Annotated in this window: 21 protein-coding genes and 2 pseudogenes; 4 read left to right on the forward strand and 19 right to left on the reverse strand. The window is 70.2% G+C overall.

Annotation, left to right across the window (positions count from 1 at the left end; all coding sequences use genetic code 11):
- Positions 1 to 2: 2 nt before the first annotated feature.
- The 10 genes and pseudogenes from P2L57_RS04030 to P2L57_RS04075 form a co-directional block, all read right to left on the reverse strand.
- Entirely contained in the window at positions 3 to 926 is a 924-nt protein-coding gene (locus P2L57_RS04030) for a dihydrodipicolinate synthase family protein (RefSeq protein ID WP_275808263.1), read from the reverse strand.
- The gene (locus P2L57_RS04035) at positions 926 to 2,407 is read right to left on the reverse strand and encodes an NAD(P)/FAD-dependent oxidoreductase (RefSeq protein WP_275808266.1); all 1,482 of its coding nucleotides are present in this window, start codon (positions 2,405 to 2,407) and stop codon (positions 926 to 928) included. The genes P2L57_RS04030 and P2L57_RS04035 overlap by 1 nt, the downstream gene beginning before the upstream one ends.
- Complete coding sequence (locus tag P2L57_RS04040; RefSeq protein WP_275808269.1) at positions 2,404 to 2,724, reverse strand: (2Fe-2S)-binding protein; 321 nt, start codon at positions 2,722 to 2,724, stop codon at positions 2,404 to 2,406. Before P2L57_RS04040 ends, P2L57_RS04035 begins: the two co-directional genes overlap by 4 nt.
- Positions 2,721 to 3,929, reverse strand: a complete 1,209-nt coding sequence (locus P2L57_RS04045; RefSeq protein WP_275808272.1) for an NAD(P)/FAD-dependent oxidoreductase — start codon at positions 3,927 to 3,929, stop codon at positions 2,721 to 2,723. The genes P2L57_RS04040 and P2L57_RS04045 overlap by 4 nt, the downstream gene beginning before the upstream one ends.
- A 39-nt stretch (positions 3,930 to 3,968) precedes the next feature.
- The gene (locus P2L57_RS04050; protein ID WP_275808274.1) at positions 3,969 to 4,589 is read right to left on the reverse strand and encodes a helix-turn-helix domain-containing protein; all 621 of its coding nucleotides are present in this window, start codon (positions 4,587 to 4,589) and stop codon (positions 3,969 to 3,971) included.
- A 72-nt stretch (positions 4,590 to 4,661) separates the two neighbouring features.
- Positions 4,662 to 5,017 (reverse strand): annotated as a pseudogene (locus P2L57_RS04055) (ArsR/SmtB family transcription factor).
- 21 nt (positions 5,018 to 5,038) lie between these two features.
- Positions 5,039 to 5,557 (reverse strand): hypothetical protein, encoded by a 519-nt coding sequence (locus P2L57_RS04060; RefSeq protein ID WP_275808277.1) that lies wholly within the window; start codon positions 5,555 to 5,557, stop codon positions 5,039 to 5,041.
- A gap of 113 nt (positions 5,558 to 5,670) precedes the next feature.
- Positions 5,671 to 6,615, reverse strand: coding sequence for a polysaccharide deacetylase family protein (locus tag P2L57_RS04065; protein WP_275808280.1), 945 nt, complete (start codon positions 6,613 to 6,615; stop codon positions 5,671 to 5,673).
- 635 nt (positions 6,616 to 7,250) lie between these two features.
- On the reverse strand, positions 7,251 to 7,568 hold the full coding sequence (locus P2L57_RS04070; RefSeq protein ID WP_308292429.1) for a histone-like nucleoid-structuring protein Lsr2: 318 nt from the start codon (positions 7,566 to 7,568) through the stop codon (positions 7,251 to 7,253).
- 136 nt (positions 7,569 to 7,704) lie between these two features.
- On the reverse strand, positions 7,705 to 8,292 hold the full coding sequence (locus P2L57_RS04075; protein WP_275808286.1) for a pyridoxamine 5'-phosphate oxidase family protein: 588 nt from the start codon (positions 8,290 to 8,292) through the stop codon (positions 7,705 to 7,707).
- A 185-nt stretch (positions 8,293 to 8,477) separates the two neighbouring features.
- Here P2L57_RS04075 and P2L57_RS04080 point away from each other — a divergent pair, with 185 nt between their 5' ends.
- Together P2L57_RS04080 and P2L57_RS04085 are read left to right on the forward strand one after the other, a co-directional pair.
- Positions 8,478 to 10,196, forward strand: coding sequence for a purine-cytosine permease family protein (locus tag P2L57_RS04080; RefSeq protein WP_275808289.1), 1,719 nt, complete (start codon positions 8,478 to 8,480; stop codon positions 10,194 to 10,196).
- Between the two features lie 185 nt (positions 10,197 to 10,381).
- On the forward strand, positions 10,382 to 11,428 hold the full coding sequence (locus P2L57_RS04085; RefSeq protein WP_275808292.1) for an ArsR/SmtB family transcription factor: 1,047 nt from the start codon (positions 10,382 to 10,384) through the stop codon (positions 11,426 to 11,428).
- Positions 11,429 to 11,637: 209 nt separating this feature from the next.
- Here P2L57_RS04085 and P2L57_RS04090 read toward each other — a convergent pair whose 3' ends face one another.
- The 4 genes and pseudogenes from P2L57_RS04090 to P2L57_RS04105 form a co-directional block, all read right to left on the reverse strand.
- Positions 11,638 to 12,393 (reverse strand): PP2C family protein-serine/threonine phosphatase, encoded by a 756-nt coding sequence (locus P2L57_RS04090; protein WP_275808295.1) that lies wholly within the window; start codon positions 12,391 to 12,393, stop codon positions 11,638 to 11,640.
- A 180-nt stretch (positions 12,394 to 12,573) separates the two neighbouring features.
- Positions 12,574 to 12,714: pseudogene (locus P2L57_RS04095) on the reverse strand (BBE domain-containing protein); the annotation flags it as partial.
- 114 nt (positions 12,715 to 12,828) lie between these two features.
- The gene (locus P2L57_RS04100; protein ID WP_275808298.1) at positions 12,829 to 13,530 is read right to left on the reverse strand and encodes a metal-dependent hydrolase; all 702 of its coding nucleotides are present in this window, start codon (positions 13,528 to 13,530) and stop codon (positions 12,829 to 12,831) included.
- Between the two features lie 465 nt (positions 13,531 to 13,995).
- Positions 13,996 to 14,466 carry a C40 family peptidase gene (locus P2L57_RS04105; RefSeq protein ID WP_275808301.1) on the reverse strand — a complete coding sequence of 157 codons (471 nt, stop codon included), beginning with the start codon at positions 14,464 to 14,466 and terminating at the stop codon, positions 13,996 to 13,998.
- 505 nt (positions 14,467 to 14,971) lie between these two features.
- On the opposite strand from P2L57_RS04105, the gene P2L57_RS04110 reads away from it, so the two are divergent.
- Positions 14,972 to 15,427, forward strand: a complete 456-nt coding sequence (locus P2L57_RS04110; protein WP_308292430.1) for an NUDIX hydrolase — start codon at positions 14,972 to 14,974, stop codon at positions 15,425 to 15,427.
- On the opposite strand, the gene P2L57_RS04115 is transcribed toward P2L57_RS04110, so the two are convergent.
- The 5 genes from P2L57_RS04115 to P2L57_RS04135 form a co-directional block, all read right to left on the reverse strand.
- Positions 15,421 to 15,813 carry a profilin gene (locus P2L57_RS04115; protein ID WP_275808304.1) on the reverse strand — a complete coding sequence of 131 codons (393 nt, stop codon included), beginning with the start codon at positions 15,811 to 15,813 and terminating at the stop codon, positions 15,421 to 15,423. The genes P2L57_RS04110 and P2L57_RS04115 overlap by 7 nt on opposite strands.
- Positions 15,814 to 16,016: 203 nt before the next feature.
- Positions 16,017 to 16,259, reverse strand: coding sequence for a helix-turn-helix domain-containing protein (locus P2L57_RS04120; protein WP_275808307.1), 243 nt, complete (start codon positions 16,257 to 16,259; stop codon positions 16,017 to 16,019).
- 292 nt (positions 16,260 to 16,551) lie between these two features.
- Positions 16,552 to 18,294: a TIGR03767 family metallophosphoesterase gene (locus P2L57_RS04125; RefSeq protein ID WP_275808309.1), complete on the reverse strand. Its 1,743-nt coding sequence runs from the start codon at positions 18,292 to 18,294 to the stop codon at positions 16,552 to 16,554.
- 182 nt (positions 18,295 to 18,476) lie between these two features.
- Positions 18,477 to 20,393 (reverse strand): ABC transporter ATP-binding protein, encoded by a 1,917-nt coding sequence (locus P2L57_RS04130; RefSeq protein ID WP_275808312.1) that lies wholly within the window; start codon positions 20,391 to 20,393, stop codon positions 18,477 to 18,479.
- Positions 20,394 to 20,701: 308 nt separating this feature from the next.
- Positions 20,702 to 21,133: a hypothetical protein gene (locus P2L57_RS04135; RefSeq protein WP_275808315.1), complete on the reverse strand. Its 432-nt coding sequence runs from the start codon at positions 21,131 to 21,133 to the stop codon at positions 20,702 to 20,704.
- Positions 21,134 to 21,394: 261 nt separating this feature from the next.
- Here P2L57_RS04135 and P2L57_RS04140 point away from each other — a divergent pair, with 261 nt between their 5' ends.
- Complete coding sequence (locus P2L57_RS04140) at positions 21,395 to 23,788, forward strand: phosphoketolase family protein (protein WP_275808320.1); 2,394 nt, start codon at positions 21,395 to 21,397, stop codon at positions 23,786 to 23,788.
- Positions 23,789 to 23,790: the final 2 nt, after the last annotated feature.

Below are 23,790 nucleotides of genomic sequence, written 5' to 3' on the forward strand. Positions count from 1 at the left end.
CCCTACCTTCCGAGGGCCGCGACAGCCCTTGCCATGTCGGCCGCGACCTGTTCGCGGTGCGCCGGGACCAGTGGGCCGCGCGGTGGGCGACAGGGGCCGCCGTACCGCCCGACCAACTCCATCGAGGCCTTGATGGCCTGTACGAACTCGGTGCGCGAATCCCAGCGGAACGCCGCCACCAGCGGCTCGTACAACGCCCTGGCCTCGTCCAGCCGCCCGGCGGCGGCCAGTTGGAACAGACGGACGGACTCGGCGGGGAAGACGTTCGGAAACCCCGCGAACCAGCCCGCGGCCCCCATCAGCAGGCCCTCCAGGACCACGTCGTCCGCGCCGCACACCACCTCCAGGCCGGGTGCCCGCTCCCTGATCTCCAGCACCCGCCGGACGTCGCCGGAGAACTCCTTCACCGCGACCACGTTGTCGATCGCGGCGATCTCGGCGAGCAGGTCAGGGGTCAGGTCGACCTTGGTGTCGATCGGGTTGTTGTAGACCATCACCGGCAGGCCGACCCGGGCCACCGCCTCGAAGTGCGCCAGGACCTCACCGCGGTTCGCCCGGTACATCGTCGGCGGCAGGCAGAGCACGCCGTCCGCACCGTCCTCGGCCGCGGCCTCGGCCCACCGCACGGCCTGGTGCGCACCGACCCCGTGCACCCCGACGACCACCGTGCCACCGCCGCCCACCGCCTCGATCGCGGTACGGGCCACGGCGCGCCGCTCCTCGTCGGTCAGCGACGAGTACTCGCCCAGCGAGCCATTGGGGCCGACCCCGTGACAGCCGTTCGCCACCAGCCATGCGCAGTGCTCCGCGTAGCGGTCGTGGTCGACCGCCAGACCGGCGGGCGCGGACGCCTTCTCGTAGAACGGCAGCGCGGTGGCCACGATGACCCCGCCCAAACCGCTGATCTGCGATCGTGTTGCGTTCATCAACTCCACTCCTCGGTATCGGAGTTCGGGATCCGCTCGGGCGGGGCGGCCAACTCGCCCAGCCTGATCGGCTGGGCGATCGGCCGTCGGTGCGGGCTGGCCGCCGGCAGCCCCTGGACCTGGCGTCCGGCGGCCTCGCCGGACAGCCGCTCGGTCAGCTCGGCGACCGTCGGTCCGCAGACCCGTGCCTGGCAGGGGCCGAGTCCGGCGCGGGTGCGCAGCCTGATGACGCGGGGATCGGCACCGGCCTGGCCGGTGGCGGCCCGGCGCAGTGCGTCGTAATCCGTCTCCTCGCAGCGGCAGATGACCGTCCGCGGTCGCAACCACCCCGGCCACTGGCCGCCGATGGGGTGTGCCCGGGCCAACCGCCGGGCGAACGCCCGCCCTTGGTCACGGCTGCGGCGCAGCGCGAGCAGGGCGGGCAGCCGGGAGTCACCGCCTCCGGCCACCCATCCGGCGAGCGCGCCCTCGGCCCGCGCGGCCTGGGCCCCGGCGATCCCGGTGATCTCCCCTGCGGCGTACACCCCGGGACAACTGGTGCGCTGGTCGCGGTCGACGGCCACGAACTCGCCGGATGACACGGCGCGCAGTGCGCAACCCGCGGCCACGGCGAGTTCCAACCGCGGGCTGAAGCCGTGGGTGACGCACAGCGCGTCCACCGGTACGGTCCGCTCGCTGCCGGGCACCACCGACCAGTCGGCGCGCAGCCGCGCGATGACCACTTCCTCGACCTGGTCCGCACCCCGCGCCTCGATCACGGTACGGCCGGTACGGTACGGCACACGGTGGCCCGCCAAGTCGGCCGCGTACTCGACGAGTTCGGGAAGCTTCGCGGCCTGGGCGGGCAGTTCCCATGGGCGCCGCAGCCAGCCGCGCGCCACGGTGGCCGCCGGATTGGCCTCGAGCACCTCCAGCACCCGTGATCCCGCCTCGAGGAGTGACCCGGCCACAGGGAGCAGGAACGGCCCGGTGCCCGCGACCACCACCCGGTCGCCGACCACTACCCGCTCGCCCTTCGCCAAGGCCTGTGCGGCTCCGGCGGTGAACACTCCGGGCAACTCCCAGCCGGGGAACGGCAGTACCCGGTCATGCGCGCCGACCGCGAGCACCAGTGCCCCGGGCTCCAGCACATGACGGCTGCGTCCGCCGCCGTCGGCGGGGCCGCGCAGCAGATGGACCCTCGGCGGACCCGGCGTTCCGGGGTCCGGGCGCTCCAGCGCCCACACGGCGGTCCGCGGCCACCAAGCACAGCGCGGATGGGCCAGCACCCGCCGACGGCGGCGGTCGAAGGCGTTCCAGCCGTGCTGGAGGCGTTCCGGGTGCGTGGCCGCGTAGGGCTCCGGCAGCATCCGGTGGTACTGGCCGCCGGGCTGCTCCTCGCTGTCGATCAGGGTCACCCGGGCGCCCGCGCCCAGCGCGGCCTCGGCTGCCGCGAGACCCGCGGGTCCCGCGCCGATGACGGCGACATGGCGGCGCGTCATCGGGGCAGCGTCCCCGGCGCGGTCCGGGACTGGGTGGTCACCGCATCACCGTCGCGGGCCGGGCGGCGGCAGGCGCGGACATCGCGCTCGGCGTTGACCGTCACCAGGCAGTCGAAGCAGACGCCGATCCCGCAGAACACCCCGCGCGCCGCGCCGGAGGGGCCGCGCCGCCAGGCCAGCCGCCCGGCGGCGAGCAGCACGCCCGCCACGCTCTGGCCGTCGACGCCCTCGACGGTCTCGCCGTCGACGGTGATCCGCAGTGGTCGCTCGCACCGCCCGACGGCGTCGGTCTCGGCCGGAACACGTCGTGGGCTCATACCGTCTCCTCACTCGAACCGGGTGTGCCCGGCCCCACCACTGCCGGGCGGTCCACCCGGAACACGGTCGCGTCGATCCGCGTCGGCCGCCCCAGCACCAGGTCGCGCAGCAGCCGCGCGGTGCCCAGCGACAGACCGATCCCGGCGCCCTCGTGGCCGGTGGCATGCCACAGGCCGGGCAGCCGTGGATCGGCGCCGATCACCGGCAGATGGTCGGGGACGTAGGGCCGGAAGCCGCCGTACGCGCGCATCACGGGGACGTCGGCCAGGCAGGGGAACAGCCGCAGCGCCTTGGCCGCGATCGACGACAGCACCTCGGGGCGCGGCCGGTCGTCGAACCCGGCGTACCGGCGCGACGAGCCCAGGAGCAGGGTCCCGGCCGGTGTGGACTCCACGACCGCCGAGGTCTGCGACTCCTCGGTACCGCTGCCGACCGCGGCCACGTAGTCGGCGTCGTAGACCTTGTGGAAGACCGTCGGCGGCAGGGGTGCGGTCACCAGGACATCGCCCCGCCGCGGACGGACGTGCACCGGTACGCCGAGCCGGTCGGCCAGTTCCGCCGCCCACGGGCCCGCGCAGTTGACGAAGGCATCCGCTTCGATGAGTCCGGCACGGGTGCGCACCGCGGTGAGCCGGCCGCCGCGGACGGCTGCGCCCAGCACCTCGCATTCGCGCCGCAACCGTGCCCCGGAGGCGAGCGCGTCGGTCAGCAGGGCGACGGCCGCGGCGGCCGGCTGGACCTGGGCGTCCTGCGGGTAGTACACGGCGGCGGTGTTGTCACGGGTGACGAACGGCTCGGCTTCGGCGAGCGCCGCGGAGTCGAGGACCTCGGCGCGTACCGACGCGGCGCGCTGCTCGGCGGCGAAGCGGGACAGCCGCCGGGCCCCGGGGTCGGTGGTCGCGATGACGATGCCGCCCTTGGGCTGCCATTCGACCGCCGCCACCGCCTCGGCGGCTTGGGCGGAGCGCTCGGCGACGGCGGCGAGCACCTCGGGCCACAAGCGCCGGGAGAGCTGGGCCAGTTCGAGTTCCGGGCCGGGGGCCTTGTCGGAGACCAGGATGTTGCCCTCGCCGTGCGAGGTGGTGGCGGCCGCCGCGCCACCGCGGTCGACTACGGTGACGTCGAACCCGGCGAGGGCCAGTTCGCGAGCGCAGGCGGCGCCGATGATCCCGGCGCCCAGAACCGCCACCCGCGTTCCCCGCATGGAAGCCCTCCTCGTTCGATAAAACGAACGATGGTGAGGCTATGGCGCCACTGATGGAGAGTCAACAGTCAGGTCGTGCGGCGCGGCCGGGTGCAGCCGCTGGCCCTTCTGGTACTGCAGCAGCAGCACCGAGCGGACCGCCGCGCCGAGCGCTGTGTAACTGTGCGGCCGGGCCGCGTTGAAGCCCACGTAGTCGCCGGGGCCCAGCTCCACCCGGTGCCCGTCCACCTCGACCCGCAACCGGCCCGCCTGCACGACGGTGTGCTCGGTGCCGACGTGGCCGAGCGAGTCCTGCCGGCAGTCCGCCCGCACCAGTTGGTCGTAGACGTCCACCACGGCATCGCCCGACGTGATGCGCCGCAGTGCGCGCAGGTCGACGCCCGCACCGCTGAGCACCTCCACCTGCGCGGCGCGCACCACGGTCAGTTCGCCGGGCGGCTGGCTGTCCAGCAGGTCGGCGATGGGTACTTCGAGCACCCGGGACAGGCTGAACACCGTCTCGATGGTGGGATTGCCGCTACCGGACTCCAGTTGGGACAGCGTCGCCTTGCCGATTCCGGAACGCCGTGCCAACTCGGAGAGGGAGAGCCCGCGTTGTGCTCTGACCCGCTTGAGGTTGGCTGCCAGCATCTCCCGGATCGAGGCCTCAGGGACGCTCACGCACGCTCTCCTTCATCCCATGATGTTCGTTATGGCGAACGAAGGCGGCAAGCGCAGCGTTCGATGTAGCGGTCAGTGTTGGGGCAGGCGGCACCGCCGCGCAACCGGGGGCGGGTCCTCGCGCAGCACCAGCGCCAGCAGTCCGGGGAACCGCCGGTCGAACTCCGCACGGGGCGGCCGGTTGACCCGCTTGGGGCCCGCGTCTCGCTGTTCGATGAGACCGGCCTGCCGTAGCACGCTGAAGTGGTCGCTGAGCGCGGCCTTGCCCACTGGTACGTCGAAGCTGCCGCAGGCACGTGGCAGTCCTCGGAAGCGGCCAGTTCCCGGACGAGTCCCAGCCGGACCGGGTCGGAGAGGGCGGCCAGGGCGGTCAGCAGCGGGACCTCGTCGGGGTGGGTGTGCTCTGGTGCGGGCCGGTGGCTGCGCATGGGCGGATCCTTCCCTCGTGCCTACCGGGTGGCGACCCGCGCCTGCAGGTGCACCAGTCCCGCGACACCGAACTGGAGCGTCAGCGGCAGGGTGTGGCTGGCGTTGCCGACGTTCACCTTGGGGAGCAGGATGCTGGGTGCGTCCTGACTGCCGAACGTGATGGTCGTTCCCGGCCTGAGCAGGATGCCGGCGGTCGACAGTGATCCGTTGGCCGCACTGCCGCCCCGCAGCGTGGCGCGGCCGCCGTCCGCGGTCGCCAGCATGGCCAGGTGCTCCGGCACGCTGCCGTTGTTGCGGAGGGTCATGGTGAGCTGGCCGGTTCCGGACGGTCCGATGTGGGCGACCGCGTCATGGATCGCCAGGTCGGTGCCGGTGCGGGCGTCCTGGATCACCAGCTCGCCCGGGGTGGTGGGGCTGCTGGACGTAGCGGGGGCTGAGGGCTGGCTCTGGCCACCCGAACAGCCCGCTCCCAGGCCGATGATGGCGGCCGAGACCACGGCCGCGCGACTGGTTCGGGCAAAGACGCCATTGCGTGTCATCTCTGCATTATGCGAAACGTGGTTGGCCGTTCCGTGGTGCACCCCACCGACAACGGCCTCGGTCCGCACCGGTCATGGTGCGGGCCGAGGCCGAGGCCGTGGGCTTGGCTGGTTCAGCGTGCCGGGTAGCTGTAGGTGTAGCCCTGGGCGTCCAACTGGTCGAGCAGCACCGCGAGCGCCGCGACGCTCTGCGAGCGGTCGCCGCCGGCGTCGTGCATCAGGATGATGCCGCCGGGCTTCAGCTCCTGGTTGATGGTCTGCAGGATGGCCGGCACACCCGGACACTTCCAGTCGTTGGTGTCGACCGTCCAGCCGAGCGGCCGCAGGCCGTGGTCCGCCGCGATGTTCCGGATCGCCGGGCTGAAGTCACCGCCGGGCGCACGGTAGTACCACAGCTTCGCCCCGGCCCCGGCGGCGTCGGATATCTCGCGCTGGGCGTCGACTATCTCGTGCGTGTTGTAGTCGAGGGACTTGTGGCTCTGCTGCTCGTCATGGTGGACCGAGTGGTCGCAGAGCCGGAAGCCGGCCGCGGTGATCTCCTTGGTGAGATAGGGGTAGCGCTGGGCGTTGGGGCCTATCTCGCAGAAGGTGGCCTTCGCGTGGTGCTGCTCCAGCAGTGCCAGGACCTGCGGCGTCCACCGCGGGTCAGGCCCGTCGTCGAAGGTCAGTGCCACCGACTTCCCGCCGTCCTCCGTGCCGTGCTGGATGGCGGTGCTGACCAGCGGCACGCCGGTCGGACGGGTGCCGGACGGGGTGCCCGGCTGCGGGGTGGGACTCGGCGTCGGAGTGGCGGAGGGGGTGTGCCGCGCGGACGCCGACGCCGAGGAGGCGGTCGACGACGGTGCGGAGGCGGAGTGCCCGTCCGAGGTTGCCGAGGGAGTGCCGGACCCGGAGGCGGAGGCGGAGTTGGCGACGGAGGCGGAGGCGGAGGGCGAGGGGGACGGCGGGGCGACCGGAGCGGTGTGTGCGCTCACATGCGGACCGCACGCCGCCAAGGCGGCCCCGGACAGGGCCACCACCAGGGCGGCTGTCGCCTTCTTCGCACTGGCGAATGCCACAGCTGTACCTCCAACGGCATCCTGACGGACGCCTGAGTTGCACCTTCAGTAACTACATATGCGCGGTCAGTACGGATCGGGCGGGGAGTCGGGTTCGGCCAGTCCGGCCGCGAGCATCTGATGCGACGGGCCGCACCTTATGACTGATGGCGGCTGGCTCGCTCAACTCCGCTTCACCCCATGCAGGGGATCGGGTACGGAGAGTCCGATTTGCGTACTATGTCGTCAACCGTAGGGGAAGAGTGGTGGGTCAGCCCAGGCTGTTTGGATGTGAGATACGTCCCTTATGCGCTACGGCTCGCGTGTGACATGAGGGGAGGCGGGGTGACGTTTCCGCTCGTTCGGCTGACGCCGGCCGCTCGGTCGTGACGGCAGCCCCGCTGCCTCAACTCACTCAGTATGGGGGCGCGTTGCGGGATTCCGCACCGGTGCGTGCACGGTACGGGCGGCGAGGCCGCGCTGCGGGGTGGCGGGGCCTGGACCCTGGAGATGATGTGTGAGGGAAGCCTGTGGTTCGTGTGACCGGTGATCACTGGGATGCCGACGGCGGCAGGCAGGCGGTGGTCGCACTTCCGCCAGGAACGCTGGACGACGATGAGTAGCCGCCTGCCGCGTACGGGGTTTGCCGGGCGAGGTCAGCTCGCCGCTTCGTACCGCTCCAGTACGTCGCGGGGAATCCGGCCGCGCGGGCTGACCTCGATGCCCTGCTCCTTGGCCCAGGCGCGGACCTTGACCGGGTCGGGGCCGGTGGCGGCCGACTGCTTGCCGAGGCTCCGGCGCGACCCTCCGGTCTTCCTGCCGTGCCGGATGAAAGGCGCCAGCGCCTCCAGGAGTTTGTCGTAGTTGTCGGCTCCGAGGTCGATCTCGTAGCCGATGCCGTCCACACTGAAGGTGTGGGTGGCAATGTCGTCACCCGGTTCACCGTTGATGTCGTCGGTGAAAAGAGTGATCACGCGCTGAACCATTGTCTTGGATCCTTTCCAGGCAGGCCAGTGGATGCTACCCGCGTCTGCTGCACGGACCCAAAGGCATGGGGAAGTAATGGCTGTTCCGGGCTCCTTGACGGCCCCGGCCGACAGTCATAACCCCTCAAGTGGTGCGCGGCGGTAGGGGGAGCGGGAGACCTGGCAGGCCGTCGAGACTGAAGCCCACGTGCTCCTTCTTCTCGCAGTAGGCGGAGAAGGACTCCTCGGTCTCCCGGGCGAAGCGCTGGGTGTGCAGGGTACGGTCCTCGCGGTAGTCCAGATAGGGCACCGCGTATCCGCAGGTGTCACTGATGCGTTCCGCGGTGACCACGATGACCGCGCGCAGGTCGGTGCGGCCGCGGAACTCGTCGCCGAAGTGCGGGAGCAGCTCGTCCCAGCGTGGGTCGTCGCGGAAGACCGGCTCACCCCGCCCGTGGATGCGGACGATTTTGGGCGGGCCGGTGAACGCGCACCACATCACGGTGATGCGGCCGTTCTCCCGCAGGTGGGCGATGGTTTCGGCGCCGCTGCCGCCGAGGTCGAGGTAGGCGACGGTGCGGTCGTCCAGCACCGCGAAGGAACCGGCGAGGCCCTTCGGCGAGACATTGACATGGCCGTCATCGGCCAGTGGCGCGGTGGCCGTGAAGAACAGATGCTGTTCCGCTATGAACTCCCGCAACCGGCCGTCGATTCGCGCATGAGTCTTTCCCATGACGCCATTGTCACCACCCGGCACCGTGACCGCCCACGGTTTTCTCCGTTCATGGCAACGGCGGCCCGGCGCGCCATGATGGTCCGAATCGCGTTACGGGCGTGTCATCCGGGGCCGACCACCGTAACCGCGTGGTAATCGGGTAGGCCGACGGGCTGTCACATCCGGCTCTTACCGTCCGTCGCATGACCGATACAGCCGTGCACTCCGCCGAAGGATCCTCCACCGCTTCGCCGTCCGCCGACCGAAGCGCGGCGCCGCTGCGCAACTATGCCAAGTCGGCCGCCGACGAGAGCCGGGAGGACTACTCGCTGCGCTACGCGCCGCATTCCTTCCGCCGGTGGTCTCCCGGGATGGTCACCTCCACGGCATTGGGCGGTATCGCCTATCTCGCCGACTTCGCGATCGGCGCCTCCATCGTGATGGCGTACGGATTCACCAACGCGGCGGCGGCCATCGCGACCGCCGCCGTGGTCATCTTCCTGACCGGGATTCCGATCGCCCGTGCGGTCGCCCGACACGGTGTGGACATGGATCTGCTCACCCGGGGCTGCGGATTCGGCTACTTCGGTTCGACGTTGACGTCGCTGATCTACGCCAGCTTCACCTTCATCTTCTTCGCGCTCGAAGGCTCGATCATGGCGCAGGCCTTCCACGAGGCGCTCCATCTGCCGCTGTCGGTCGGGTATTTGGTCACCACGCTCATCGTGATCCCTTTCGTCTTCCGGGGGATGAGCGCGCTGGCCAAGCTGCAGGCGTGGACGCAGCCGATCTGGCTGATCGGCATGGCGCTGCCCTTCGTCGTCCTTGCCGCGACCGCGCCCGGGAAATTCGCGTCCTTCACCCAGTTCGGCGGTACGGACGGCGCCGGATCCGGCTTCTCGCTCATCGGTTATGGCACGGGCATCGGCATCGCGCTCTCGCTCATCGGGCAGATCGGCGAACAGGCCGACTATCTGCGCTTCATGCCCGCCAGGAGCGAACAGAACGCCAGGAAGTGGGAGTTCGCCGTGCTGGCGGCGGGGCCCGGCTGGGTGGTGATCGGGGCGCTCAAGCAACTCGGTGGCGCGTTCCTGGCGTTCTGCGCTCTGGAAGCGGTCGGCAAGGCCCATGCCCTGGAACCGATCGCGCCGTACGTGCAGGCGTTGCGGCCCTGGTTCGGGGCGGCCGCGCTGCCGGTGGCCGCGGTCTACGTCGTGGTCTCCCAGATAAAGATCAACACGACCAACGCCTACTCCGGCTCGCTGTCGTGGTCGAACTTCTTCTCGCGGATCACCCACCGGCACCCGGGCCGGGTCTGGTACATCTTCCTCAACGTCGGAATCTCGCTGGCGCTGATGGAACTGAACATGTTCAGCGCGCTGAACACACTGCTCGGCTTCTACTCCAACGTCGGTATCGCGTGGATCGCTTCGGTCGCCGCCGACCTGGTGATCAACAAGCCGCTGGGGCTGAGCCCGAAGTACATCGAGTTCAAGCGGGCCTATCTGCACCCGGTGAATCCGGCCGGCTTCGGGTCCATGGCCGTCGCGTCACTGGTGTCGATCGCCGCCTTCTTCGGTGCGTTCGGCAGCCTCGCGAAGGCGTTCAGCACCTTCATCGCACTGGGGCTCGCGATGGTGCTCAGCCCGTTGATCGCCCGGCTGACCCGGGGGCGTTACTACCTGGCCCGGCCGAACCCGGTGAGCGGTCCGGGCGTTGAGGTCGCCGACATCACCGCCACCCACACCTGCGCGGTCTGCGAGACGGCCTATGAACTGCCGGACATCGCCGACTGCCCGGCGCACGGCGGGGCGGTCTGCTCACTGTGCTGCAGTCTGGACGCCGGGTGTCACGACAGGTGCACCAAGCAGTCGGGAGACGGGCCGGTCCTGCTGCCGCCGCCGACGCTGCGCGGCGCCTGACCCGGCGCCGGTGAGAGTGCGGTATCAGCCCGCCGATGCGGTGTTTATCGGCTGCTTATGGGGGCCCTGGACGGTGGTGAGCGCAGTTCCGCCGTCGGCGAGAGAAACCGGAGTACCCCATGGGCCCCCACGCTGTCGATCGTTTCAAGTGCAGTGCTCTCGTGGTCCGTCGTGGCGTGTAACGGATGGACCTTCCACAGGGCCAGGCCCTGATGCGGATCGAGCTGGACGCCCGCGCGCTGGGCCACGTCAGGTTCGCCCTGTCGCCGCTGCACACTCTCACCGAGGCGCTGCTGCTGATGCGCGGCGCCGCGGCCCCCGGCCGTGCCGGGGTGGCACGGCGTGTCGCGGAGACCCTGCGTGCCCGCCGACTCGACCTGCTGGCCGCACTGTTCGGCGAACCCTGCGACTACATCCCCGACTTCATCACCCCGCGGCCGGTCAGCTACGAGGAGTCCATGGACGGCGAACTCCACCGGATAGCGACGGCGCGGCCAGCAGAGGTCCGGGAGGAAATGGCCCTGCTCATCCACGGCGGTCCCGGGACCCGCGGGCTGGCCGGCAGCCCCGTGCCCCGGCCGCTGCTGCGGGCGTTACGCCGCGGCGAGCGCGTGCTGGCGGAACAAGTCGCCGCGGAGCTCGCCCAGTTGTGGCAGACGGTCGTGCACCCGCACTGGCCCGGTTTGCGGGCCCGGATGGAGGCCGACATCGCGCACCGGGCCCAGCTGATCGCCCGCCAGGGCATGGTCAGCATGCTCGTCGGCCTCCACCCGTGGATCGAGTGGGGCGGCCATCAGGTGCGGCTGGCCGGTCCGGCCCGTACCCAAGTCCGCGGCGCCACCTCCCTGTTGCTGGTGCCCAGGGGGTTCGGTTCCAGCCTGATCACCATCAGCGGCTCCCGCGACCACCGCTACCGCCGTCAGCCGCTGCTGATGTACCCCGCCCTGCCCGTGCCGGACGCCCCACGGCCCGCCCCACCCGCCGCCCATGAACTCCTCGGCAGCACCCGCGCGATACTGCTCGCCGATGTGAGCACCCCGCGCACCACGGCTCAACTCGCCGGTCGGCACGGCCTCAGCAAGAGCACCGTCTCCTACCACCTCGGAGTCCTGCACCGTGGCGGCCTGGTCACCAAGACCCGCGACGCCCGCCAGGTGCTGTACCAGCGGACCCACCGGGCGGACCGGCTGCTGCTCGATCCGTCGCTTGGCCTCCCGGTGCGTACCGGTTGAGTCGAGGGTGGACCTGACGCAGGAATTGAAAAGGATTCGAGGGAGGATTCGAGCCCCTTCGAATCAATTGCCCCCATCGCGGCACCTGGTGTTCCGTGATGGCGCTCACCCGTCGTCAGACGGGCGCCATGAACGGGCTGCGGTCGCCGGTCTGCAGGGGGGACCGGCGGCCGTACGCCTGTGTCGTGGAGTCCCGCCCGGGCAGCGGTTCAGGAAGCGGGGGACCACTCACCGATGCGCACCACGGCAAGCGTGATGTTGTCCGGGCCGCCCGCCTCGATCGCCGCCTTCCACAGCTCGAAGGCCGCTCGGCCGTCCTCGTACTCGCGCAGCAGGCGCTCGAGCACGTCATCGGGCACCGGATCGGTCAGACCGTCGGTACACACCAGATAGCGGGCGTCCTCGGTCAGCGGGTGACGCAGGACGTGCGGATGGACTTCGCTGAACTCAATGGTGCCGCCGAGCGTCTGGGTGACGATGGGTGTGGTGCGCTGCCCCGGAGCCAGCGGTGGATTGTCGTCCACACTGAGCTGACGCAGCCCGTCCTGGCCGATGTGGAAGACCCGGCTGTCGCCGACGTTGAAGGCGAGGACAGACTCCGGCAGTACGACGACACCCGCGACCGTGGTGCCCATGGTGAGCAGGTCGGGGTTGGCCTCGGCGGCCGCGTACACATCGTGGTTGCAGGCGTTCAGGGCTTCGCGGACGGCCGACTCGGTGTCGAGCGCACGGCCGACCCTGGACAGCCGGCGGACGGTCAGCGCGCTGGCCACCTCACCCCCCGGCTGCCCGCCGAGACCGTCGGCGACCGCTACGGCCAGCGGCGTGCCGAACGGGAACAGCAGGGTCTGCGGGTTGTCGGTCACGGTGCCACACAGCGTCCACGGCCCGACCGCCAGGCTGTCCTCGTTGTGCTCCCGCACCAGTCCGACGTGGCTCAACGCGCTCACCGCGATGTAGGCCATGACGGCTCGCCTCCCGTCCCGGCAGGCGTACTGCCCTCTGTCCCATTGTCGCGCCCAGCCCGACGGTGTGCGCAGTGTTCGGGCCGTCCGTGCCGACCGCGCTTCACCTGCGAGCTCACCGCAGGTACGCGCTGACCGCTGGAAAGCGCCGACGCGAAGCGGCCACCGCGCGGCGCTGGGTCAGGGCAGTTGTGCGGACTGGGCGTGCCGGAAGACGTTCTTCGGGTCCCACTTCGCCTTCGCCCGGCGCAGACGGGCATGGTTGTCCTTGTGGCAGAGCGTCGACCACGGCACTTTCGAGGTGTTCCACTCGGCGTCGCCGAGGTCGGTGTCCTCCCTGCCTGCTCGGGCGTCTCGGAGCGCTCAGGGGCAGGCCTGCCCGGGCACCGCCCGCGGCACCGACGTGGCGAAGGCTCAACTGCCCGTCGGCTGGCGTCACTTGTGGAATGCCGGCGACAAAAGTGCGTACCCCAGCAGTCCGAAGGTCGCGACTGACATGAGCGGGACCAGGAACTTGGTTTCGACGCTGTTGCCGCTGCTCTTTATCAGGACGATCTCGTAGCGCTGCTTATGTGGCCACAGCAGCGGTGCACCCATCTTGGTGAGGCAGTCGCCGATGAGATGGGCGAGGGTGCCCAGTGCCACGGTGTACGGGAGCCAGACCGGAGCGCTCGGCATGAAGCGGTCGAGCACGAAGGTGCCGGCGACCGCGAGGACCATCACGGTGAGCCACGTGTGGTGACCGCGGCCGGGCCAGTGCGCGTGCAGTGCCTTGAGCGCCAGCGCAAGGAGGACGAAGGTGGTACCCAGGGTGAAGTCGCGTCCCAGGTAGGTGATTCCCGCCCAGGTCCCGCCGCCGACGAGCGCGGTGAACAGCAGCGAGTGGGTGGCGTGCCGGTGCCCGCCGGAGATCCAGGCCACGATGCGGCACAGCGCTTTGGAGAGCGGACCGAGGAAGTTTGCGATCGTCCCGTCGTGGTGGTCGAGATCGGGCAGCAGCGCGGCGCCGGCGCACAGGATGGTGCCCAACACGATGTCAGCGGGTTTGAGATGGGTGTGCAACAGCAGCGGCGGAAGGAAGGGCGCGGCGCCCGCGTACAGCATCGCTCCGCTGACGGCGTGTGAGTGACCCATCATGGTTGGTTCTCAACCCCCGTTGACCGTCTGAGATGCCGGCCTGGTCAGGCCGCCCGCTTCGGTGAGCGCGGATGACGTTATCAGCAGAGGCTGGCACAGGATTCGGGGGCGGCCATCCCGTCTGACACCGACCCAGGCGGAGCCAAGCAGCCTTGGCACCCAGGGGCGAGCTCGCTTCACGTTCGTATGGGTCGATGGCAGACGGGATGGCAGCCAGGACCCGAACTGGTCGTCCAGGGGCGCGGGGAGTGCGGCGCCGGCCAGTTGGCCCAGGCCGGCGGGGATGGGCGATGATGAGCGGGTAGGCACGGTCTTCCGTCGTGAGGATCAGGGACGCGACACCTCATGATCACCGGAAGCCATGCCTACCTCCGACTCACCGCCGGACAGCCGACCACGAAACATCGCGATCCACCCGATCGCCTGTCAACCGGATAGAGCGCGAGAACCACGACGCCCTGGGCGTTACTCCACGTGTCCGTACCAGACATGGGCCGTCCAGATGCGCTCAAGGCGGACACGTGAGCCAGCCCTGGAGGCATGCCAGATCCTGTCGTGCCCGGCATAGATGCCAACGTGGTAGATGCTGCTTCCGTGGTGGAAGAAGACCAGGTCACCGGGGGCACGAGAGGCGGCAGCGACATGATGTGTGCGGGAATACTGAGCGGTTGCGGTCCGTGGCAGTAGCCTGCCTGCCGCGCGGAACGCGTACAGGGTCAGCCCGGAGCAGTCGAATCGGGACGGCCCGGCGGCGCCGTACTCATACGGTGATCCCTGCTTGGATGCTGCCACCTCCAAGGCCCGCCTGGCCACAGTCGTTCCTATGGCTTGGGAAGGAAGGCTGGGAACGAGGGCGCCCGCGGTGAGAGCTGCAGCGGCGAGGATCGACGTTGCCTCTGGCCGGGAGAACAGGGCGGATGCAAACCGAACAGTCATGCACACCCCTATCGTTTGCCTGCGAAGGATGGCCTGTCCGGGGTCGGGCAGGCCATGATGCCCGGCCACGGCTGCGGTTCCATCCCAAAGGGCTGTCCTGCGGTCTCGGGAGGCGCACTGTGATCGGGCCCTTCGTTCCTGCCGTTTCTGTGGTGTCGACCTTGCGTCCGAGTGCCGACAGGACTCGGCGTACCCCGGACCGCCCCGCCGTAGGGACGGGGAATGTCAGCAGGGATGATTGCGCACGAATGCGACCGTTGCCAATCGTAATGAACGAGGGTGTCGTAATCTGTGTGGCCCCAATTGCCCCGCAATGTAGGTAAGTTGAGGTCGCACAATTGTGTCGGCCCGGTCTGTGCAAGTAGCGCGGTAAAACCCTCGGATGGCGCATATCAGGTCGCACGGCAGCCCCGGGACGGTATCGGCGGTGACGGCGCCTGCAGATCACCTTCTTCAACTTCCGTACCTTGTCAGAGGCGGTAAGCCCAACCCTTGCTTGTGAAGGGTGGGCGTCCGCAGCCCCCTTGCAGGCATTGTCCTCGATGGCCGTGTCCTGCTGCTCCGCCGGGCGGTCGCGGAGGGTGCCCTGCTGTGGGCGTTCCCCGCGGGCAAGGTCGAGGCCGGGGAGTCTCCCGAACCGGCTGCTGTCCGTGAGGCGTTGGAGGAGACCGGGCTGGTCGTGGAGGCGCTGCGGGTGCTGGGCGGCCTGGTACATCCGGCGACGGGGCGTCGGATGGTGTACGTGGCCTGCCGGGTGGTCTCAGACACGGCCTGTGTGGGGTCGCCGCGGGAGGTGGCGGAGGTGGCCTGGGCCGACCGCGTACAGCTCGCAGAGCGCTGGGGTGTTCGGGCCTGTGCGGGGGTATCTCGACGAGGCATTGGGTGGGGGTGTGGGCTGACGGTCCGATGTCCGGGCGCCAAAGCGCCCGGACGTTGTGTGCGGGCTCCGTGGTGTCAGTAGTTTGATTGCTTCAGGTAGTCAGCCGTGCTTTCGATGGCCGTTCGTGCCTGGGCAGCTTCGGAGGACTGGCCCTCGAAGAGGGCGACGATGATGGTCTGGTTGGTTGAGGTGGCGAAAACGCCCTTGGTGCCGGCCTTGCCGAAGATGAGGTTTTCGTCGACGCGCGGGACGATGTATTTGGTTCCGGCGACGGTGACGCCGGTGGCAGGGACGCCGTTCAGGTCGGTGAATGCTTTGGAGAGGGCGGTGCATTCGTCGGTGGTGATGGCGAAGTTGTCCGGGAGCTTCCCCCAGAGGCTGCCGTCTGTTTTGCCGATGATGGCTCCCTGCTTGATCGCGTCAGCGTTGTCCATCATGTTCTTCACGTAGTCCGCCCAGCCTGACATGGCCGTTCCCTCCCTTGGTCCCGTCCGACGCGGGACTGCGGCGTGATCATGGCACAAGGCGAGTGCCGCCCCGGCGTGCTACGTCGCGATCTGGCCAAGGTCTACGGGGGGCTATCGGTGTAGAGCACCGGCCCGCGGTCCGGGCCGGTCCGGGCGTACCTCGGTGGGGTGCCGCGGGAGTTGTGGCGGTGAATTGGAGTCGCTCAGCCGCGAGGGATCGGTTGGCCGCCTACGAGGATGATCTGGGCTGAGCCTGTTTGCCAGCCCAGTGCTTCCTCGATGTGTTCGATTGCCCTTGGGAGGCGCGCGAGTTCGCGGCCACTCTCAAGGCCTTGGACGGTGGCAGGGGACACGCAGGCGAGCAGGGCGAGTTCGTGCCGGGTGAGGCCCTTCTCTTCGCGGGCGGCGAGAATCGCGTCGGCTAGGAGGTTCCAGTCCCTGTCCATGGGCACATGATGCCGGAGCTGACCCGGTTGGATGGCGGGGTCTGCGGAGCGTGAGCGTGTGGTGCACCGGCCCGGGTGTCGGGCCGGTGCGTGCCGGAGTCAGGGCTGGCGTCCTGCCCGTCGTTTGGCTGCTACCCCGGCGGCGACGCTGCTGCCCGCAGCGCCGGATGACGCCACTGGCACCCACATCGAGCACCGCACCCTGGACGAGGTCCACGCCTGCCTCCGCTGCGGCAACCGCGCACGGCTGGCGTGGGTCGGCCGGTGGACCGGCCGAACCCGCTGGCGGGTGTCAGCCTTGCGGCTTGGCCAGGAGCAGTTCGGTGTTGTGGTCCGCCGGTGTGCCGATCTTCTTGGCCGGGGTGGCGTACGGGTCGTTGTAGGACAACTCGCGGTAGAGCGCGGCCAGTCCGGCGTCCGAGGTGTCGCCGAAGTCGGTCGCGTAGCGGGCGGCCGACTCCACGAGGGTGGTGAACAGCGACAGTGTGCCGTCGCCGTTGTCGGCGATCTCGATGATCCGCGCGTGCTGCGGGTAGTCGATGTGCGAGGCGGTGTTGATCTCCCAGAAGGCGCGCTCGGGCACCGCGTGGCCGTGGGCGATGATCTGGTTCTGGTGGGTGTGGCCGTTCACCCAGGCGACGACGTTGGGGTAGCGCTGCAGCAGTGCCACAAGGGCGTTGCCGTCGTGGCGCCCTTCGAACGGGTTGTACGGGTCGGGCAGCAGATTACCCATGGACCCGCTGGTGTGGTGGCTGAAGATGACGATCAGCTCGTTGGACTGACCGCCGCGCACCGGGTGGCCGTCGGTGTCGTACCAGTGGTTGCTGTGCGACTGGAGCACCGACTCCAGCCAGTTCAACTGCGCGGTGCCGAGGGAGCCGTCGGCGAATCCGGCCCGGTTGGTGGTGTCCAGGCTGATGCCCAGGACACCGTCCGAGACCGGGAACGTGTAGTACAGCCGCCCGCTGTCGGCGGCGGACGAGGTGAAACCGTGGCCCACGGGACCCGGACCGGTGTAGGCGGGGTTGAGATGGGCCCGGGCGAACTCCTTGGGCGTGAACGGCAGACGCCGCGGATCGGACGTCACCTGGCGCACCGGACCGCCTTCGCCCAGCAGCCGGGCGAGCAGCGCGACCGCCTTCGCCGGATCGTTGCGCAGGGCGTCGGCCAGCGCGGCGGCGTCGGCGTCGTCACACCCTTCGAGTTTGCGGTCGCCGGTGTAGAGGGAGTTCAGCAGCCCCAGGTCCGGCAGCGAGCCCTCGATGCTGTCGTCGTGGTTGCCGACCGTGGTGTACCAGGGAGTGCGCAGACCGGGGGCGGTGAAGGTGCCGCCCGCCGCGGACAGGAAGCCGGGTATCTGGGGGAAGCCGTGCGCCTTGTAGGTGTCCTGGAAGGACGACTCCGGGTTCCAGTACGCCGAACCACCGGAGTTCTGCACGCCCTCGTAGCGCTTCGGATCGCCGCTGTTCGGGGTGATCGCACCGCCGCTCATCACGGACAGATACCAGTCGAGTTCGATCTGCTCGTGGTTGTCGGTGTTGTCACCTGTCGCCATGACCAGGGAGAACGGTGTGCCGGTGAAAGGGCCGCCGGACAGCGAGTTGATCCGCTCCACCAGGGCGGAGGCACCGCGTACCGTCAGCGCCTCGTGCGGGCGGTGCGCGCTGTCCAGGTACTGGGCGAGGTACTCGAACCGTACCGGGGACTCGGTGTCCACCAGGTGCAGGTCGGTGAACTGTACGAACGAGGCCAGTGCGGTGCGCCGGTCATCGCGCGCAGCCCCCGCCGCGGCGAGATCGGTGCGCACCACGAGCGGCCAACCGGGTCCGGACTGAAGCCGCTTGTATGCTCCGCCGCCGGTCGGTGTGGCGACCTGTTCGAGCGTGGTGCCCGCGGTGCGGACGGCTCGGGTGGCGGTGGTGGCGAGGGCGCGATCGCGCGTCGCGGCGGACGCGAACGGGCCGTAGCTCAGGGCCAGGGCCGCTGCCGCGGCCGAAGCGCCGGTGATGAACTGGCGTCTGCTGTATGCGGGCATGCCGCGTTCTCCTGACGGTCGATCGGGACAACTCCATGCGCGCGGGTCGCCCGAGCACCCCCTTGGCCCCGGCGCCGGGCTACCAGCAAGTAACGCGCCGTCGGACAGCATGCCTGAACGATGTTGGTTGTCCTGTGAACAACCGGCGAAGTATTGGTGAGGAATCGTCGTCCGATCGGCCCTCAGGAGACCTCGTTCGCCGGGGCGGACGTCCTGCGCGAGGTGGGGACACCGCGGTCGTTCTGCAGCGACCACAGATCCCGGAACAGGCCCGGCACGGCGACGAGTTCGGCGAACGTGCCCTGCTGGATGACGCGGCCGTGGTCGAGGACCACGATCCGGTCGGCGATGGTCACGTTGGTCAGCCGGTGGGTTACCAGCACGACCGCCCGGTCCGCGGCGATGTCGCGCAGACCGGAGAAGACCCGGTGTTCGGCTCGCGCGTCGAGCGCGGCCGTCGGTTCGTCCATGACCAGCAGCCCGGCGGGCCGGTGGAACGCGCGGGCGAGCGCGATGCGTTGCCACTGGCCGCCGGAGAGCTCTTCGCCGCCGAGCCACTCCCGCGCCAGCAGGGTGCGCAGGCCGTAGCGGAGACCGCTGACCACCTCGTGGGCGCCGCTGGCCTCGCACGCTTCCCACACCGCGGCGTCACCGTGCGCCGCGGGCTGCCCGAGGGTGATGTTCTGGCGTGCCGACAGCGGCCAGCGCGCGTACTCCTGCGGCACCACGGCGACACGTTCCCACGCGGCGATCGGATCCACTTCCCGGGTGTCCACCCCGTCCCAGCGGACCACACCGGACGTGGGCAGGTAGAGCCCGGTGAGCAGCTTGGACAAGGTGGTCTTCCCGGAGCCGTTCTCGCCCACCAGCGCCAGCACCTCGCCCCGGCGAACCGTCAGCGTGACACCGTCCACCGCGTTGCGGTCCGCACCCTCGTACCGGTACACGAGGTTGTCCGCCCGGACCTCCCGCGGCTCCGTGGGCAGCGCCTCACCGCGCCGCAGGCGGTAGCCGCCGGCCTCGTCCAGGAACTGCGACCAGTCCTCCACGTACATCCCGGTACGGAACATCCGAGCGCCGCCGCCGACCAGGCTCTGCACCGACGAGGTGACGGTGCGCAGGGCGAAGATCGCCGTACCGGCCGATGCCACCGACATCCGCCCGGTGGCGAGCAGCAGCATCAGTGCCGCCCACACCAGGCTCGACGCCAGACCACCCGCCGCCGCGCCGAGCAGGGCGGTACGGGCGCCCTTGCCGACGGCCCGCCGTTCCGAGGCGTTCACCCGGTCGGTGATCCGCCGGTACTTGCCGAGCAGGAAGCCCGCCATGGTGCCGGAACGGATCTGGTCTGCGGCGTGGGTGTCCGCCATGTGCCAGCGCAGGACCGACAGCATCCGGCGGTGGCCCACCATCTCCATGGCCGCCAGATAACTGATCCGTGCGCTGCGCACCTGCGCCAGCCCCTGCGGAAGTCCCGCCAGGAACAGCAGCGGCAGCAGGACGGGGTGCAACGCGGTGAGCACGCCCGCTCCGGCGATCAGTGAGGCGGTCGCGGAGAGCAGGTCCTGGCCTTCCTGGATGAGGTCCTGCGACACCTGCGCGCCGCGCTCCGCCGCCTCCCTGCGGTCGTTGAAGCCGGGGCTGTCGTATGCGGCGAGTTCCACATTGACCGCCGCGTCCAGCAGCATCAGTTCGGCTTCCTGGGACATCAGCGGGGCCAGCCGGGAGGACAGCCAGGTGACCGCGATGCCGAGCACCGCCCGCAGTCCGGCCGCCGCCGCCAGCACCGCCAGCGAGGGCCAGGCCGCCCACAGCCGTTCGGCGATCCGGCCGGAGGAGATGAGCGCCGTGATCGTCCCGGTGGTGGCGAGCAGCCCGAACGCCTGCGACACACCCGAGACGACCTGGCAGACCAGCAGCCCGAGGACCGAGGCCCGGTCCGCGCGCCAGGCCAACGCCAGTGAACGGCGGACCAGTTGCGGAAGCTTGCGTGCCATCTGCCGTGTGGTGATGGACTTTCCGGCCTTCCAGCGCTGGTCGTCGTCGCGCTGGAAGTCCAGTTCCTCGTCAGATTGCGCTGGAACAGTGGTTTCGACCATGGCGCCCCCCATTCAGGTCGGGGTGCTTCACCCGACGGGATGGCCGGACGCTATTGGGGACGGCCGATGCCGTGTCGGTCGTTCGCCGGAAGAACGCCCGATCGAGTGGGGGCGCGTGGTGGCCCTTTCAACGGTGGGGGGACCGCTGGCGCGAGCCACCGGTGGCAGCGGCGAAGCGGCCCGCGCCGTGCGGCGCGGCCGCGGCGGTGGGAACTGTCCGCCGCCGCGGCCGTCGCTTCCCGTCGCGGATCCGCGTCCGCGCCGGACGGGGCGTGGAGGTCGGACGGGGCGTGGAGGTCGTCCGGGGTTTAGAAGAAACCGCCGTCATCGTCCGAGACGTCCTCGTAGACGTCCGTGTTCTCGTAGTAGTTGTTCTCGATGACGGTGCGCGGCTCGTCGTCCTCCAGCATCTCGCCGATGAGCGCGCCGCCCACCAGGCCCGCCACGCCCGCGCCCACCACGGCGGCGGTGCTGTGGCCGGGGCGCTGCTGCGGATAGCCGGGCTGGGCGTACCCGGGCTGGGCGTACCCGGGCTGCGGGTATCCGGCCTGCGGGTAGCCCGCCTGCTGCGGGTACCCGGCCTGGGGCGCGCCCTGCGGCATGTAGTACGGCGGGGGTGTGGTCTGCACACGCTGGGCGCAGGGACCGCAGGCCTGGATGGGGCGGGCCACGCCCCACTGCGGCGACCACATCACGCTCACACTGCCCGGCGCGTGCGCGGAGTCGAAGAAGCAAGTCACGTGTGCCCCCTTGAGGTTACCGGCGGACTTCGCCGGATAGACGATCGGTAGCGCACCCTGCCCGATCCCTTCCGTACAGGGTGCCGCCAGCGTACCCGCGGCCGGTGCGGGGTCTCGGCGTGGGCCGTTCGGCTCTCCTTGGCCTCCCGGACGGCCCGTGCCCGGTGTTACGGGTAAACCCCAGCTGAAGGGTGGCCGCCGCCCGTGACACCCGGCCGCCGCGACCGCATCCGGTGTACCGACGACGATTCGGAGGACGTCATGACCGACGCTGTGGCGGACACCGCCAGCCCCGTCACCGACGAGGAGCTGGCCGCACTGGACGCCCACTGGCGGGCCGCCAACTACCTCGCGGCAGGTCAGATCTATCTGATGGGAAACCCGCTGCTGACCGAGCCGCTGCGCCCCGAGCACATCAAGCCGCGGCTGCTGGGGCACTGGGGGACCTCGCCGGGGCTCACCTTCGTGTACACGCACCTGAACCGGGTCATCAAGGGCCGCGGGCTGGACGCGATGTGCGTCTGGGGGCCGGGGCACGGCGGGCCCGCGGTGCTGGCGGGCGCGTGGCTGGACGGCAGCTACGCCGAGAAGTACCCGGATGTGAGCCGGGACGGGCAGGGCATGGCGCGGCTGTTCCGCCAGTTCTCCTTTCCCGGCGGTGTGCCCAGCCATGTCGCGCCCGAGACGCCCGGCTCCATCCACGAGGGCGGTGAGCTGGGCTACTCGCTGGCGCACGGCTACGGGGCCGCGCTGGACAACCCTGATCTGCTGGTCGCCTGCGTGATCGGGGACGGCGAGGCCGAGACCGGGCCGCTGGCCGCCGCCTGGCACTCCAACAAGTTCCTCGACCCGGTCTACGACGGCGCGGTGCTGCCGATCCTCCATCTGAACGGCTACAAGATCGCCAACCCGACGGTGCTGGCCCGCCTCCCCGAGCCGGAACTCGACGCACTGCTGCGCGGCCACGGGCACGAACCGCTCTACGTGACCTGCGAGGACGGCGACGAGCCGGAGTGGGCCCACCGGGCCATGGCCGCCGCCATGGACACCGCCGTCGAGCGGATCGCCCTGATCCAGCGCGCGGTCCGCGAGGAGGGCGCCGCCGAGCGGCCGCGCTGGCCGCTGATCGTGCTGCGTACCCCCAAGGGCTGGACCGGGCCCGCCGAGGTCGACGGCCTTCCGGTGGCCGGCACCTGGCGCTCCCATCAGGTACCGCTTCCCGCCGTTCGGGAGAACCACGAGCATCTGCGGCAACTGGAGGTCTGGCTGCGCTCGTACCGGCCGGAGGAGCTGTTCGACGCCGATGGGCGGCCGCGTCCGCCCGTGCTGGCCTGCGTACCCGACGGCGACCGCAGGCTCGGTGCCACCCCGCACGCCAATGGTGGGCAGCTGCTGCGGGAGCTTCCGCTTCCGCCGCTGGAGCGCTACGCCGTCGCGGTGGACAAACCCGGTGGCACGCTGCACGAGCCCACCCGGGTGCTCGGCGCGCTGCTTGAGGCGGTCATGGAGGCCACCGCGCAGCGCCGTGACTTCCGGGTGGTCGGCCCGGACGAGACGGCCTCGAACCGGCTGCAGGACCTCTACAAGGCAACGAGCAAGGCATGGCAGGCGGAGGTGCTGCCCACCGACGAGAACCTGGGCCGCCACGGCCGGGTGATGGAGATCCTCTCCGAGCACACCTGCCAGGGCTGGCTGGAGGGCTATCTGCTCACCGGGCGGCACGGGCTGTTCTCCAGCTACGAGGCGTTCGCGCATATCGTCGACTCGATGGTCAACCAGCACATCAAGTGGCTGAAGTCGGCCCGCGCCCTGCCCTGGCGCGCACCCATCGCCTCCCTCAACTACCTGCTCACCTCGCATGTCTGGCGGCAGGACCACAACGGCTTCTCGCACCAGGACCCCGGCTTCGTCGACCACGTGCTCAACAAGTCGCCGCAGATCGTGCGGGTCTACCTGCCGCCGGACGCCAACACCCTTCTCTCGGTGGCCGATCACGTGCTGCGCAGCCGGGACTACGTCAATGTGGTCGTCGCGGGAAAGCAGCCCTGCTTCGACTGGCTCACCCTGGACGAGGCCCGGGCGCACTGTGCGCGCGGCGCCGGGATCTGGGAGTGGGCGGGCACCGAGACCGCGTACGGGGAACCGCAGGTGGTACTGGCCTGTGCGGGCGATGTGCCGACCCAGGAAGTGCTGGCGGCGGCCCAACTGCTCCGTACCCACCTGCCCGAGCTGGCGGTCCGGGTGGTGAACGTGGTCGACATGGCGCGGCTGATGCCCGAGCGGGTCCATCCGCACGGCATGCCGGACGCGGAGTTCGACGCGCTGTTCCCCCCGGACAAGCCGGTGATCTTCGCCTACCACGGCTACCCGTGGCTGATCCACCGTCTGGCCTACCGCCGGGCGGTCCATCCGCAGCTACATGTGCGCGGCTACAAGGAGGAGGGGACCACCACCACCCCGTTCGACATGGTGGTCCGCAATGACCTCGACCGGTACCGGCTGGTCATGGACGTCATCGACCGTGTGCCGGGGCTGGCGGTGTCCGCGGCGGCGGTACGGCAGTCGATGGCGGACGTCCGCACCCGGCACCAGGCGTGGATCCGTCAGCACGGCACGGACCTGCCCGAGGTGGCCGACTGGACCTGGACCGGCTGAAC

This window comes from Streptantibioticus ferralitis (assembly GCF_029223525.1).
GTDB lineage: Bacteria > Actinomycetota > Actinomycetes > Streptomycetales > Streptomycetaceae > Streptantibioticus_A > Streptantibioticus_A ferralitis.

What these genes read in the sequence shown, in the direction of transcription:
- P2L57_RS04030 (WP_275808263.1), bottom strand. Translation starts at nt 926, where the DNA reads ATGAACGCAACACGATCGCAGATCAGCGGTTTGGGCGGGGTCATCGTG.
- P2L57_RS04035 (WP_275808266.1), bottom strand. Translation starts at nt 2,407, where the DNA reads ATGACGCGCCGCCATGTCGCCGTCATCGGCGCGGGACCCGCGGGTCTC.
- P2L57_RS04040 (WP_275808269.1), bottom strand. Translation starts at nt 2,724, where the DNA reads ATGAGCCCACGACGTGTTCCGGCCGAGACCGACGCCGTCGGGCGGTGC.
- P2L57_RS04045 (WP_275808272.1), bottom strand. Translation starts at nt 3,929, where the DNA reads ATGCGGGGAACGCGGGTGGCGGTTCTGGGCGCCGGGATCATCGGCGCC.
- P2L57_RS04060 (WP_275808277.1), bottom strand. Translation starts at nt 5,557, where the DNA reads ATGACACGCAATGGCGTCTTTGCCCGAACCAGTCGCGCGGCCGTGGTC.
- P2L57_RS04075 (WP_275808286.1), bottom strand. Translation starts at nt 8,292, where the DNA reads ATGGGAAAGACTCATGCGCGAATCGACGGCCGGTTGCGGGAGTTCATA.
- P2L57_RS04080 (WP_275808289.1), top strand. Translation starts at nt 8,478, where the DNA reads ATGACCGATACAGCCGTGCACTCCGCCGAAGGATCCTCCACCGCTTCG.
- P2L57_RS04085 (WP_275808292.1), top strand. Translation starts at nt 10,382, where the DNA reads ATGGACCTTCCACAGGGCCAGGCCCTGATGCGGATCGAGCTGGACGCC.
- P2L57_RS04090 (WP_275808295.1), bottom strand. Translation starts at nt 12,393, where the DNA reads ATGGCCTACATCGCGGTGAGCGCGTTGAGCCACGTCGGACTGGTGCGG.
- P2L57_RS04100 (WP_275808298.1), bottom strand. Translation starts at nt 13,530, where the DNA reads ATGATGGGTCACTCACACGCCGTCAGCGGAGCGATGCTGTACGCGGGC.
- P2L57_RS04105 (WP_275808301.1), bottom strand. Translation starts at nt 14,466, where the DNA reads ATGACTGTTCGGTTTGCATCCGCCCTGTTCTCCCGGCCAGAGGCAACG.
- P2L57_RS04115 (WP_275808304.1), bottom strand. Translation starts at nt 15,813, where the DNA reads ATGTCAGGCTGGGCGGACTACGTGAAGAACATGATGGACAACGCTGAC.
- P2L57_RS04120 (WP_275808307.1), bottom strand. Translation starts at nt 16,259, where the DNA reads ATGGACAGGGACTGGAACCTCCTAGCCGACGCGATTCTCGCCGCCCGC.
- P2L57_RS04125 (WP_275808309.1), bottom strand. Translation starts at nt 18,294, where the DNA reads ATGCCCGCATACAGCAGACGCCAGTTCATCACCGGCGCTTCGGCCGCG.
- P2L57_RS04130 (WP_275808312.1), bottom strand. Translation starts at nt 20,393, where the DNA reads ATGGTCGAAACCACTGTTCCAGCGCAATCTGACGAGGAACTGGACTTC.
- P2L57_RS04140 (WP_275808320.1), top strand. Translation starts at nt 21,395, where the DNA reads ATGACCGACGCTGTGGCGGACACCGCCAGCCCCGTCACCGACGAGGAG.